The sequence below is a fragment of the Mycobacterium sp. genome (assembly GCF_032162105.1).
In the GTDB taxonomy this organism is placed as follows: domain Bacteria; phylum Actinomycetota; class Actinomycetes; order Mycobacteriales; family Mycobacteriaceae; genus Mycobacterium.
Genome location: NZ_JAVRPS010000628.1, coordinates 1 through 12,956 on the forward strand (window position 1 = coordinate 1; position 12,956 = coordinate 12,956).

At 65.5% G+C, this 12,956-nt stretch carries 11 protein-coding genes; 9 read left to right on the plus strand and 2 right to left on the minus strand.

The genetic code is table 11. From position 1 onward, the window contains the following. From car to QOC69_RS31860, 7 genes are all read left to right on the plus strand, one after another. Positions 1–2,215, plus strand: a 2,215-nt coding sequence (gene car / locus QOC69_RS31830; RefSeq protein ID WP_526446485.1) for a carboxylic acid reductase, incomplete at its 5' end; no start/stop codon positions are given. 143 nt (positions 2,216–2,358) lie between these two features. Further along, positions 2,359–2,997 (plus strand): TetR/AcrR family transcriptional regulator, encoded by a 639-nt coding sequence (locus tag QOC69_RS31835; protein WP_526446486.1) that lies wholly within the window; start codon positions 2,359–2,361, stop codon positions 2,995–2,997. 169 nt (positions 2,998–3,166) lie between these two features. After that, positions 3,167–4,360 carry a thiolase family protein gene (locus QOC69_RS31840; RefSeq protein WP_526446487.1) on the plus strand — a complete coding sequence of 398 codons (1,194 nt, stop codon included), beginning with the start codon at positions 3,167–3,169 and terminating at the stop codon, positions 4,358–4,360. Positions 4,361–4,413: 53 nt separating this feature from the next. Beyond that, entirely contained in the window at positions 4,414–4,854 is a 441-nt protein-coding gene (locus tag QOC69_RS31845; RefSeq protein ID WP_526446488.1) for a type II toxin-antitoxin system Rv0910 family toxin, read from the plus strand. 2 nt (positions 4,855–4,856) lie between these two features. After that, on the plus strand, positions 4,857–5,717 hold the full coding sequence (locus QOC69_RS31850; RefSeq protein ID WP_526446495.1) for a MaoC/PaaZ C-terminal domain-containing protein: 861 nt from the start codon (positions 4,857–4,859) through the stop codon (positions 5,715–5,717). Positions 5,718–5,725: 8 nt separating this feature from the next. After that, complete coding sequence (locus tag QOC69_RS31855; protein WP_526446489.1) at positions 5,726–6,598, plus strand: SDR family oxidoreductase; 873 nt, start codon at positions 5,726–5,728, stop codon at positions 6,596–6,598. A gap of 31 nt (positions 6,599–6,629) precedes the next feature. After that, entirely contained in the window at positions 6,630–7,886 is a 1,257-nt protein-coding gene (locus QOC69_RS31860; RefSeq protein ID WP_526446490.1) for an acyl-CoA dehydrogenase family protein, read from the plus strand. A gap of 16 nt (positions 7,887–7,902) precedes the next feature. On the opposite strand, the gene QOC69_RS31865 is transcribed toward QOC69_RS31860, so the two are convergent. Further along, the gene (locus QOC69_RS31865) at positions 7,903–9,813 is read right to left on the minus strand and encodes a serine/threonine-protein kinase (protein ID WP_526446491.1); all 1,911 of its coding nucleotides are present in this window, start codon (positions 9,811–9,813) and stop codon (positions 7,903–7,905) included. Between the two features lie 78 nt (positions 9,814–9,891). On the opposite strand from QOC69_RS31865, the gene QOC69_RS31870 reads away from it, so the two are divergent. Both QOC69_RS31870 and QOC69_RS31875 read left to right on the plus strand, forming a co-directional pair. Beyond that, positions 9,892–10,797, plus strand: a complete 906-nt coding sequence (locus tag QOC69_RS31870; protein WP_526446492.1) for a phosphatidate cytidylyltransferase — start codon at positions 9,892–9,894, stop codon at positions 10,795–10,797. Continuing rightward, complete coding sequence (locus tag QOC69_RS31875) at positions 10,794–11,378, plus strand: hypothetical protein (protein ID WP_526446493.1); 585 nt, start codon at positions 10,794–10,796, stop codon at positions 11,376–11,378. Before QOC69_RS31870 ends, QOC69_RS31875 begins: the two co-directional genes overlap by 4 nt. Here QOC69_RS31875 and QOC69_RS31880 read toward each other — a convergent pair. Further along, a partial coding sequence (locus QOC69_RS31880; protein WP_526446494.1) for an ATP-binding cassette domain-containing protein occupies positions 11,375–12,956 on the minus strand: 1,582 nt, incomplete at its 5' end. The genes QOC69_RS31875 and QOC69_RS31880 overlap by 4 nt on opposite strands.

Sequence of the window (12,956 nt, forward strand, 5' to 3'; positions counted from 1 at the left end):
CACCGATCAACCGCACCCCAGAGGCGAGCTCGTCGTGAAAACGGACAACTTGTTCCCCGGCTACTACAAGCGGCCCAAGGTCACCGCTGAGGTGTTCGACCCGGACGGCTACTACCGAACCGGGGACATCGTGGCCCAAGTCGGTCCCGATCGGCTCGTATACCTCGACCGCCGCAACAACGTACTGAAACTCTCACAGGGCGAGTTCGTCACGGTCTCGAAGTTGGAGGCAGTATTCGGTGACAGCCCGCTGATTCGGCAGATCTACGTCTACGGCAACAGCGCTCGTTCCTACCTGCTGGCCGTCGTCGTGCCGACCGGGGACACGCTGGCCCGCTGCGGCGGCGATCTCGAGTCGCTCAAGCCGCTCATCGGCGACTCGCTGCAGGAGCTGGCGAAATCAGCCAGTTTGCAATCCTATGAGATTCCGCGCGACTTCATCGTCGAGACAACACCGTTCACACTGGAGAACGGCCTGCTCACCGGTATCCGCAAGGTCGCGCGACCGAAGCTCAAGGAGCACTACGGTGAGCGTCTCGAGCAGCTGTACACCGACCTCGCCGAGGGCCAGACCAACGAACTGCGGGCGCTACGCCAGGGCGGCGCAGAGCGGCCGGTACTGGACACCGTCATCCGGGCCGCCGGCGCACTGCTGAGCGCGGCAGCCGTCGATCTACAGCCTGACGCGCACTTCACCGACCTGGGCGGAGACTCCCTGTCGGCGTTGACATTCGCCAACCTGCTGCACGAGATCTTCGACATCGACGTGCCGGTGGGTGTGATCGTGAGCCCGGCGACCGATCTGCGAGTGATCGCCGATTACGTCGAGGCGGAACGGACGTCAGGTGCGCAGCGGCCCACCTTCGCGACCGTTCACGGCCGCGGCGCCACCGAGGTACACGCCAGTGACCTCACACTGGACGAGTTCATCGGCGCGGCGACGTTGGCCGCCGCGCCGTCGTTGCCCGGGCCCAGCGCCGAGGTACGCACCGTATTGCTCACCGGCGCAACGGGTTTCCTCGGCCGCTACCTTGCGCTGGAGTGGCTGCAGCGGATGGACCTGGTTGGCGGCAAAGTGATCTGCCTGGTGCGGGCCAAGTCCAACGAGGATGCCCGTGCGCGCCTGGACACCACCTTCGACAGCGGCGATCCCGAGCTGCTACGGCACTACCGGGAACTGGCCGCCGAGCATTTGGAGGTCATCGCCGGCGACAAGGGGGAGGCGAACCTCGGCCTGGATCAGCCTACCTGGCAGCGGTTGGCCGACACGGTCGATCTGATCGTCGATCCCGCCGCGCTGGTCAATCACGTTCTGCCCTACAGCCAGCTCTTCGGGCCCAACGTCGTGGGCACCGCCGAGCTGATCCGCGTCGCGCTCACCACCAAGCTCAAACCGATCGCCTATGTGTCGACGATCGGCGTATGCGAGGGAATCGAGCCGCCGTCGGCGTTCACCGAGGACGCCGACATCCGGGTCATCGGCCCGACCCGCAGCGTCGACGACGGCTACGCCAACGGCTACTCGAACAGCAAGTGGGCCGGCGAGGTGCTACTGCGCGAAGCCCACGACCTGTGCGGCCTGCCGGTCACCGTCTTCCGTTGCGACATGATCCTCGCGGACACCAAGTACGTCGGTCAGCTCAACGTGCCCGACATGTTCACCCGGTTGATGCTCAGCCTGGTCGCCACCGGTATCGCGCCGGCCTCGTTCTATGAACTCGACGCCGACGGAAACCGGGCACGCGCGCACTATGACGGGCTGCCAGTCGATTTCATCGCCGAGGCGATCGCGACGCTTGGCGAACGGTTCGGCGGGCAGGAGCGAAGCGACTCGGGGAACGATGCCGTGGCTGGGTTCGCGACCTACCACGTGATGAACCCTTACGACGACGGCATTGGACTCGACGAGTACGTCGACTGGTTGATCGAGGCTGGGTACTCGATCCATCGCATTGCGGACTACGGCGCGTGGTTGCAGAGGTTCGAGACCACACTGCGCGCCCTGCCAGAACATCAGCGCCAAGCCTCGCTACTGCCGCTGCTGCACAACTACCGACACCCCGAAAAGCCGATCCGCGGAACCATCGCGCCGACCGACCGGTTCCGTTCCGCGGTGCGCGAAGCGAAAATCGGCCCCGACAAAGACATTCCGCATGTCTCGGCGCCGATCGTGGTCAAGTACGTCACCAACCTGCAACTGCTCGGATTGCTATGAGGCCAACGCCATCACTAGCGGCGCGGAAGGACGGGGATCGGTTCGCTCTCCGGTTGATGGCCGCCCGACGCGTGCAGAGGCCGGAGATCTGCTCCGGGGGTATCAACAAACAATCCTGACGGCACGGAGCGCTACGATGGGCCATGCCCACAGCTGATTCGCACCGCCGATCGGAGCCGCGCCGGACGCAGGAGCAGCGCAGCGCCGACATGCGACTGCGGCTGCTCGACGCGACCATTGACTGCCTCGTCGAATACGGATACTCCGGCACGACGACGCTTCGCGTTGCGCGCCGGGCGGGGGTCAGCAGGGGGGCGCAGCTGCATCACTTCCAGTCGAAGACGGAGTTGGTGATCAGCGCGATACATCACCTTGCGGCGAAGAGGGCCGAGGCCGTGATCCGCGGAATGGGTACGGTCGATTCGACGGATGACCCAGTCGGGCGCATTCTCGAGTTGCTGTGGGACGTCCATCAAGGTCCATTATTCATTGCGACCGTTGAACTTTGGGTAGCGGGACGCTCAGATTCGGCGCTCGGGCAAGAGTTGGCGAAGTTCGAACCCGTCGTCTCGTCCAACCTTCTCAGTGCCCTTGCACAAGGCTTTCCCGGTCGGGAGCCCGGGCGCGAGCTCGTTTCGTTCATCTACACCGCGATGGACACCATTCGCGGGATCCTGCTCTCCAACTTCGTCGAACGGGATCTCCTTCGGGCGCGGCGGCAGTGGGATCGGGCCATGCCGATGCTGCATTCGATCGGCCTGACCGCCATGCAGAGCGTCTGAACCCGACGGGGCCAACCAACGGGTCGCAGGAACCGCCAAGCTGCTCGGGGGGGTAATTTACAATCCGGCTGGTATGTTTGTTTATGAACGGGGCGGCGAGATGCCCAACGGACCGAATCGTCCTACGGCGCATGACGGCCGCATCGGACGTCGCAATAGGAGGTGTTCAATGGCGAACAAGGTCTATGTCATCGGCGTGGGGATGACGAAGTTCGAGAAGCCGGGCAGCAGGGACTGGGACTACCCGGACATGGCCCGCGAGTCGGGTACCAAGGCACTCGCGGATGCCGGCATCGACTACCGCGAGGTCCAGGAGGCCTACGTCGGGTACGTCTACGGCGAATCCACCTCGGGCCAGCGCGCGGTGTACGAGTTGGGCATGACCGGCATCCCGGTCGTCAACGTCAACAACAACTGTTCCACCGGTTCCACGGCGCTGTACCTCGCCGCCCGTGCCATCAAGGGCGGGCTGGCGGACTGCACGATCGCGCTCGGCTTCGAGAAGATGCAGCCCGGTTCGCTCGGCACGACGTACGACGACCGTGAACAGCCGATGGCCATCCACTTCGACAAGATGGCCCAGATCTCCGAGGTCGTCTTCCCGCCCGCATCCTGGCTGTTCGGTGCCGCAGGCAAAGAGCACATGGACAAGTGGGGCACCACCACCGAGCACTTCGCCAAGATCGGCTACAAGAACCACGAGCACTCGGTCAACAATCCGTACGCGCAGTTCCAACAGTCGTACACGCTCGACGAGATCAAAGAAGCCAAGATGATCTACCCGCCGTCGGGGATCACCCGGCTGCAGTGCTCGCCCACCTCGGATGGCTCCGGCGCGGCGATCCTGGCCAGCGAGGCATTCGTCGAAAAGCACGGTCTCGCTGCACGAGCCATCGAGATCGTCGGGCAGGCGCTGACGACGGACTTCGAATCCAGCTTCGACGGCACCGCGAAGAACATCGTCGGCTACGACATGAACGTTCAGGCGGCTCGCGCGGTGTACGAGCAGTCCGGTCTCGGCCCGGAGGACTTCCAGGTCATCGAGCTGCACGACTGCTTCTCGGCCAACGAGCTGCTGACCTACGAAGCGCTCGGCCTCTGCGGTGAAGGCGAAGCGGGCAAGCTGCTCGACAACGACGACACCACCTATGGCGGTCGTTGGGTGGTGAACCCCTCCGGAGGCCTCATCTCCAAGGGCCATCCTTTGGGTGCAACAGGTTTGGCACAGTGCGCCGAACTGACCTGGCAGCTGCGCGGCACCGCGGACAAGCGTCAGGTCGACGGCGTGACCGCCGCCCTGCAGCACAACATCGGCCTCGGTGGCGCCGCCGTCGTCACCGCCTACCAGCGGGCCGAGCGCTAGTAGCTCTCTGAATTACAGGTAATGCCGACAACACTCAATGAGGAGTCATTCACATGGGACACGTCGAGGCAACCAAGACCCTGACATCCACCCCCGATGCGGTGTGGGCCGTCATCGCTGACCCGCAGACGTGGGAGAAGTGGTTCACCGTCCATACGGGTTGGCTCGAAGAGCCGCCTGCCGCACTCAGCGAGGGCGCCCGCCTGGTCGAGAAGATCGAGATGCTCGGCATGGCCAACAAGCTCGAATGGAACATCGTCGAATACGACGACGGCAAGAAGATCACGATGGCCGGCACCGGTATGGCCGGTGTGAAGGTGGAGTTCTCCTTCATCGTCGAGCCTGCCGATGTGGGCACTCAGTTTTCGGTGGTCGGCGACTTCGAGGGCGCACTGATCAAGGGAGCGCTCGGCAAGGCCGTCGAGAAGGGCTTCGGCAAGCAGCTCGACAAGTCCGTCGAGCAACTCGACAACCTTGCCACCGCGGCGTCGTGACCATGGCCGAGGAGCTGGAATTCGATGACGCAGGCTTGGACGTCTGGTCCGACGAGGAGACATTCGAGGTCACCAGGGACCGGCTCGTCGAGTACGCGGAGGCCACCAACGACCCGATCGCGGCGCACCGCAACGGTGATGTCGCTAACCCGGTGTTCGCCATCGTCCCGGTGTTCGAGTCATTGCTGATCCCGGCTGTCGACGTGATGCCGGTCGAGCTGATCCCGCGGGTCGTCCACGGCGAGCAGGACTTCCACTTCTGCCGGGCGATCAAGCCGGGGGACAAGCTGGTCTCCCGCGGCAAGATGACCGGTTACGAAGGCCTCGACAACGGCACCCGCGCAACGATCGTGCTCGAGTGCCGAACCGAGGACGGCGAACTGGTCAACGAGCAATACGTCACCACGTTCGTCCGCGGGTTCAACGCAGGCAAGAAGATCGGCGAGCTGAGCCCGAGCCACAAGTTCGACCCCGCTCTGCGCGAGCAGGCGCCGGTAGCGAAGTTCGTCCAGCACTTCGACGAGGATCAGACGTTCCGGTATGCACCGGCCGCGGGTGATCCGATGCCGATCCACCTCGACGAGGACATCGCCAAGGACGCCGGCCTGCCTGGCATCATCGGGCACGGACTGTGCACCATGGCGTTCACCTCGTGGGCGGTGCTCACCGAAGTCGGCGGTTCGGATGTGAACCGGCTCAAGCGGTTTGCGGTGCGATTCTCCAAGATGGTGATTCCTGGCGACGACCTGGAGACCCGCATCTGGAAGGTGAAGTCCGAGAACGGCGTCACGACCTACGCCTTCGAGACCGCGCGCGGCGACGAATTCGTCATCACCGACGGTCTCGCCGAAATCAGAGATTAGGAATCGACATGGGAGTTCTGGAAGGACGGGTTGCCGTCATCACTGGTGCAGGACGTGGCATCGGCCGCGAGCACGCACTGTTGTTCGCGCGGGAAGGCGCCTCGGTCGTCGTCAACGACCTTGGAGGCAGCAACTCCGGTGAAGGGTCCGACGCCGGCCCCGCGCAGGACGTCGTGAACGAGATCATCACCGCGGGCGGCAAAGCCGTCGCCAACACCGACAACGTCGCCACCTGGGCGGGCGCGCAAGCACTCGTCGAGCAGGCGGTCAGCGAGTTCGGTCAGTTGGACGTCGTGGTGAACAACGCAGGCATTCTGCGGGACAACTTCATCGCCACGATGGAGGAGTCACAGTGGGATGCGGTTCTCACCGTGCACCTCAAGGGGCATGCCGCGGTGCTCCACCACGCGGCCGCGTACTGGAAGGCGCAGTCCAAGGCCGGCAATCAGCCCATCGCCGCCGTGATCAACACCGCGTCCGCGTCGGGGATCACCGTGCCGCAGGCCGGTCAGACCAACTACGGCGCCGCCAAGGCAGGCATTGCGGCACTGACCTTGGTCGCTGCCGAAGAGCTCGAGCGCTACGGCGTCCGGGTGAACGCGATCGCGCCGATCGCCCGGACCCGGCTCACCCTGGCCACCCCGGGTATGGGGGCGGTGTTCGCCGCCGAAGTCGAGGAGGGCGAGTTCGACTACTTCAGCCCGGCGAACATCTCCCCGGTGGTCGCCTACCTGGCGACCGAGAAGTGTCCGCTCACCGGCCAGATCTTCGCCGTGCAGGGCGGTGCGATCTCCACCCTGGCGGGTTGGCACGACGTGCGGACCATCGAGACGGACGGACCGTGGCTGATCGACGACATCGCCGATCGCCTGCCCAACTAGCTACATCCTCTCTCGTACAAAGGAGTACGCCATGATCGAGTGGTCCGAGACCGACCTGTTGATCCGGGACAGCATCAAGGAATTCGTCGACAAGGAGATCCGCCCGCACGTCGATGAGCTCGAACATGGCGATCTTCCGCCCTACGACATCATCCGGAAGTTAGTCTCCGCCTTCGGCATCGACGAGATGGCCCGCGAAGCCTTCGTCAAACAGCTCGAGAAGGAAAAGGCCAAGGCAGCTGCGCTGGCCGCACGAGACGAACCGCCCGCCAAGAAGACGACGTCCAGTGGCGGCAGCCAGCTGCCGATATCGATGGCGATGGTGGCCTTCAGCGAGATCTGCAAGGTCTCGATGGGTATCTCGGCGGCAGCCGCAGTGAGCCTCAGTCTCGCGGCGATGACCATCATGAACCGCGGCACCACCGCACAGAAGGAACGCTGGGTGCTGGACCTCTTGACCTTCGACAAGGTCGGGGCGTGGGCGATCACCGAGCCCGACGCGGGCTCGGACGCATTCGGCGGCATGAAGACCACGGTCAAGCGCGACGGCGAGGACTATCTCCTCAAGGGGCACAAGACGTTCATCACCAACGGGCCCTACGCCGACACGCTCGTCGTGTACGCGAAGCTCGACGACGGCAGCGCCACCGATCTGCGGTCCCGCCCGGTGCTGACCTTCGTGCTCGACAAGGGCATGGAGGGGCTGACCCAGTCCAAGCCGTTCAACAAGATGGGCATGCACTCCTCACCGACCGGCGAGCTGTTCTTCGACAACGTGCGCCTCGGCAAGGATCGGCTGCTCGGCGAGACCGAGGAGAACAAGGAGGGCGACGGCCGGGCGAGTGCCCGCGCAAACTTCACCTTCGAGCGGGTCGGTGTCGGCGCGATGTCGCTCGGCATCATCGAGGAGTGCCAACGTCTGTCGATCGAGTACGCGAAGTCGCGCATCCTGTGGGGCAAGCCGATCGCGGAGCTCCAGCTGATCCAGCTGAAGCTGGCGAAGATGGAGATCGCCCGGATCAACGTGCAGAACATGGTGTTCCGTGCCATCGAGTGCTCGAATGCGGGTAAGGAGCTCTCGCTGGCCGAAGCGTCGGCGATCAAGCTCTACTCGTCCGAGGCGGCCGCCGATGTCGCGATGGAGGCCGTCCAGCTGTTCGGTGGGAACGGCTACATGACCGAGTACCGGGTGGAACAGCCTGCCCGCGACGCGAAGTCGCTGATGATCTACGCAGGAAGCAACGAGGTTCAGGTCACCCACATCGCGAAGGGACTGCTCGGGGCATGATCTCGGGCCGCAGCCACTAATCGCCGGTGCGCGTGAATGTTTCGGTGACCGCCGTGTCGGCTGCGCAGGTCCCGGTCTGTTCCTGGCGGCCGTGCCCGATGAGCTTCGTGATCGGATCCTCTGGTGGTTGGGGCAGCGGAAACTCCGCGGTGTACTTCAGGTGCGTCGGGCCGCCGGGGGCCGGACACTTACCGTCGAACTCGAGCTCGGAGACCCACTTCCCGTCGCTGAATACCAGCGGTCGGAAATCCGAAGGCGCATGGAAGTAGCTCATGCACCGAGCGCCGGTGCGAAGGCAGTCGGTAGTGACGGAATAGAGCAAATCCTGTTGTGGGGAGCCGTTCGTGAAGTTGCGCGTGAGGTGATAGTGGCCGCGCAACGCTTCGGCAGGCGACGTCACCCGTGGCGGTAGCGCGGCCGGGTCGGGCACGGTGTTGTCCTCGAGGCTTCCGGTGCGGGCGAAGGTGACGGTGCCCTTTCCCGAGCAGCCGTCGCTGCTGGTCCCGCTGAACTCGCCGGTGAGGGTGCCGTCGGGACGTGGTTGCAGGGTGAACACGTCCCAGACTTCGACGGGTGCGTTGTGGCATTGATCCGAGCCGAGTCCTACGGCCACCCAGCGTCCGTCGACCTCGTCGAACACCAGGCTCGACACCGCAGGGCCTTCGCCGCTCAGCCGCAACGCCGTCGCCACGCACCCGTCGGGGCGACACACCGACCGCACTCCCCACCTGGCCGTCATCGGCGACGAGCCTTCGTCTGGTTGGTCGCCATCCATGTGGGTGGTCGCGCTGTAGTCGGCCCGGTAGATCCCGGTGAAGGGAGCCATGCCGGCTGGCGCGGTGGCGGTACTGGTCGGCGCGGTCGAGGCCGGGTCCTGTGTGAACTGCACTGCCGCGACGACACCGGCGACGACCAGCAGCACGACGGCCGCCAGGGCGCCGATCAGCACACGACGGCGCCGTCGCTTCGGGATGGGCTCCGTCGGTCCTAGTGGGGATGGCGGAGGGGGCGTGAACCCCGTGGCCGCGGTCGGTGACTCGCCGATGTTGGCTCGGCGTCGCTGGGTCTGCGCTGGGTCGGGCGTGACCGGCAGACCCGGGCTGCTCTGACTCGTCGGGTCGTCGATGGCATGTCGCGCCGCGGCGGCCATCTCGACAGTGCTCCCGTAGCGGTCGGTGGGTTGTTTGGCCAGGCCGGTGGCGATCACCTCGTCCAACGCCGTCGGGACGGTTGTGCGCTCCTCCGAGGGTCTTGGCGGGGGCATGACCATGTGGCCCACCGCGATCTGCTCGAGCGTCGTACCGGGGAAGGGCAGTTCGCCGGTCAGGCATTGGTAGAGCACGCAGGCCAGCGCGTACACGTCGCAGCTGGGTCCGATTTCCCCGTCGCCGAAACGCTCCGGAGCCATGTAAGACCACGTGCCGAGCGTGGAACCGACTGAGGTGAGCCCGGTTTCACCAGTGGCGCGGGCAATGCCGAAGTCGATGAGGTAGGCGAAGTCGTTGTGAGCCAGCAGGATGTTGGACGGTTTGACGTCGCGGTGCACCAGCCCGGCCTGATGGGCGCTGTGCAGCGCCGAGGCGACCTGCTCGATGACGTACACCGCGCGTCCGGGGTCCAACGGCCCGGCGTCCAACAGGGTCTGCAGGTCCACGCCGTTGATCAGCCGCATCGTGACGTATAGCCGACCGTCGATCTCCCCGACGTCATGGATCGGCACCACGTGGGGATCGTCCAGGCGCGCGGCGGCACGGGCTTCGCGGCGGAACCGCTTCTCGAAGTCGGGGTCCTTCGCGAAGTGCGGTAGCAGCATCTTCAAGGCCACCACCCGGTCGATGGCGGTGTCGTGGGCGCGCCACACCTCGCCCATCCCGCCACGGCCCAGTAACTCGATCAGCTGGTAGCGGCCAAATGGCGTCCCCTCCACCGACTCACGATAAACCGTTCCTGGATCTGGCAGTACGGCTTATCTTGTCCTGAACCGCAGATTGTCTGGAGGCTGCTGATGGTCGTCGACCAGTACCTGTGGTTGCTTCACCTCGACCGGCGGTTGGCCCTCGACGTCGATTGGGGTCCTCTCCACGTTCACCTGTACGGCCGATCCGTGTTCTACATGTGGGTCACGGTGTCGATCCTGGCGATCGGCGGTATCGCGGTGCTCGTGTCACGCAAGCGGGAGTTGATCCAGAAGTGGACGACGTGGGTGCTGATCGCCACGGTCGTCGGCATCCCGTTCTGGATCGGCAAGGGCGCCACCGCGGTGCTGGCCGCCGCACTGGCCATGGTCGCGGTGATCGAGTTCGCGCGGCTGGTGAAACTGAGCAGATTCGACACCGGCTTGCTACTGGGCCTGGCCGTGCTCTATCCGTTGGCAGCGTGGCTGCGCCCATCGCTCTTGACGTTCGCACCGGTCCTGGTGCTGCTCTGCGCGCTGCCGTCAGTGCTCAGCGGTGACGTCGAAAATGGCTCAAGGCGAACCGCTTTCACCGCCTTCGGCTCGGTGTGGATCTGCTGGTCCTTGGCGCTGCTTGTGGTGTTGTCGTCGGAGGCGTTCGTGCTGTTCTTCGCCGTGGCCGCCACCGACGTCGCCGCCTGGTGCGGCGGAAAGGGGTTGCGCCGCTTCGGTTGGGCGCGCAAGACGTTCACTCCGTTGAGCCCGAACAAGACGATCGGCGGAGTGGTCGGCGCGATCATCGGGGCGTTTCTCGTCCTGACATTGCTGGGCACCATATCGATCGGGCTGCTCATCGCGGTCGCCATCGGCGGCCTGTTCGGCGACCTCCTGGAGTCGATGCTGAAGCGGCAGGCCCAGGTCAAGGATGCCGGCGAGTGGCTGCCCGGCTTCGGCGGCCTGCTCGACCGGATCGACTCGCTGCTATTGGTTCTCCCGTTGGCGTACCTCCTCGGATGAGCGATCAGACCGAGCGCCAATCACGTGTCTGGTCGGCGATCGCCCGTCTCGTCGCTAGTCCTTACGGCCTGTTGCTGGCGTTCGTGTGGGGTTTCGCCGAGGCGCTGAGCTGGTTCATCGTCGCCGAGATGGCGTTGATACTGTTCGCCGCCGCCGTCCCGCGCCGCGTGATGACATGGGCCGCAGCGGTGATCGCCGGCTCTGTGCTCGGCGTACTGACCACCGCCGGGCTCGCGTCGCGCGGTGTCTACTTGCCCGCACCGCTGACTACCCCGCGGATGGCGGCGACGGCCTTCGACCAGCTGACCGCCGGGCCGAGCGCGATCCTGCATCAAGCGTTGTCGGGCATCCCCGTCAAGGTGTATGCCCGCGCCGCCGGTGAACACCACATCGACCTGTGGAACCTGGCCGGCTGGACGCTGCTGGAGCGTGGACTGCGCATCTCGATGGTGGGACTCGTGGTGTGGCTACTGTCAAGCCTGTTGCATCCCGTGCTGCGACGGCGTTATGGCGTCTACTTGATGATCGCGGCCGTCATCTTCACCGTGGGCCTGTCGGCGGTGCTCTCCGCGTGGTCCTAAACGCGGGTGGCACCCGTGAGCCGGATCCTCCAACGCACGAACCCCGCGAAGGCGATGGACAGCACCGCGAGCATCGCGATGTCGAAGAGCCACGCGGATGCGGTGTGCTGCCAGTGCGAATCCTGCGCGATACCCACCACCAGATTGCTCAGATCAACCGTCGACGCCGTCGCCGCGAAGCCCCACCGCGCGGGGGTGAGCCAGGAGATCGGGTCGAGCGCCGCCCGGCCCGTCACCGGAATGAAGCCGCCCGCGAGCACGAGCTGCAACGTGAGCGCCGCCGCCAGCAGCGGGATGACCTGATCGCTGGTCTTCGCGACCGCCGACACCGCCAGGCCGAGGATTGTCGCCACCACGCACGTTGCCGCGACACCGACGAACAACTCCAACATCGGGCTGCCCAGCACCGCCGCGCTCGACGGCGCCCGCTTGCCGATCGTGGGCGCCGTGACGATCAGCACCAGCAGCGCCGACTGAATCACCGCAATCGTGCCGAACACACCGACCTTCGCCAACAGATACGCCGACGCCGACAGCCCGACGGCTCGCTCGCGGCGGAAGATGGCGCGTTCGCCGACCAGGTCGCGGACGGTCAGCGTCATTCCCATCAAGATGGCGCCGAAGTTCAACAACGCCACGAGCTGCTTCGCCTCGAACGGCGCGGAACCGTCGGCGGCGGGCGTGCCGAAGCCGGCGTGGCCGCCGACGGTGAGTGGCAGCAGACCGACGATGAGCGGCAGCAACGCCAGAAGCACCAGGTAGCGGCGGTCGGCGGCGATGAGCGCCACCTGGCGGCGTGCAATCGTCGAGACTTGGCGCCAAAGGCCCGCGTGCGCCGGCTTGGCCCCGTCGACGGGCTTCTCGGTTGCGACCTGGACGGGCACCTCGACCGGTTGCCCGGTGCGGTCGTGAAATCGTTGTTGGGCCCCGTCGGGATCGGCGCAGAGGCCGTCGAAGATGTCGGCCCAGTCGGTGGCGCCCATCGCCGGTCCGATTTCATGGGGTGGTCCGCAGAATGCGGTCTTGCCGCCGGGGGCGAGCAGCACCACCTGGTCGCACACGTCGAGGAACGTCAACGAATGCGTGACCACCACGATCACGCGGCCGGCGTCGGCAAGCTGGCGCAGCATCGCCATCACCTGCCGGTCCAGCGCGGGATCCAGCCCCGTCGTTGGCTCGTCGAGCACGAGTAGCGATGGACCGGTCAACAGTTCGAGAGCGACCGACACGCGCTTGCGCTGCCCACCAGACAGCTTGTCCACCCGCGTTTCGGCGTGCGGCGTCATTTCGAGTTCCTCGAGCACCTGCGCGATCACCTGCCGTCGATCGGCCTCGGTGGTGTCCTGCGGCATGCGCAGTTCTGCGGCGAAGCCCAGTACTTGATTGACGGTGAGCCGCTGATGCACGACGTCGTCTTGCGGCACCATGCCGATCCGGCTGCGCAGCAACGCGTATCCGGCATGGAGGTCGTGCCCGTCGAATGACACGGCGCCACTGGTCGGCCGCGTGGCTCCGGCGATCACTCGGGACAGCGTGGACTTGCCCGAGCCGGATGGGCCGATCACCGCCGTCAGCGTG

Bases quoted from the DNA above. Each gene is read 5' to 3' on its own strand.
- QOC69_RS31835 (WP_526446486.1), top strand. From the start codon at position 2,359: ATGCCCACAGCTGATTCGCACCGCCGATCGGAGCCGCGCCGGACGCAG.
- QOC69_RS31840 (WP_526446487.1), top strand. From the start codon at position 3,167: ATGGCGAACAAGGTCTATGTCATCGGCGTGGGGATGACGAAGTTCGAG.
- QOC69_RS31845 (WP_526446488.1), top strand. From the start codon at position 4,414: ATGGGACACGTCGAGGCAACCAAGACCCTGACATCCACCCCCGATGCG.
- QOC69_RS31850 (WP_526446495.1), top strand. From the start codon at position 4,857: ATGGCCGAGGAGCTGGAATTCGATGACGCAGGCTTGGACGTCTGGTCC.
- QOC69_RS31855 (WP_526446489.1), top strand. From the start codon at position 5,726: ATGGGAGTTCTGGAAGGACGGGTTGCCGTCATCACTGGTGCAGGACGT.
- QOC69_RS31860 (WP_526446490.1), top strand. From the start codon at position 6,630: ATGATCGAGTGGTCCGAGACCGACCTGTTGATCCGGGACAGCATCAAG.
- QOC69_RS31870 (WP_526446492.1), top strand. From the start codon at position 9,892: ATGGTCGTCGACCAGTACCTGTGGTTGCTTCACCTCGACCGGCGGTTG.
- QOC69_RS31875 (WP_526446493.1), top strand. From the start codon at position 10,794: ATGAGCGATCAGACCGAGCGCCAATCACGTGTCTGGTCGGCGATCGCC.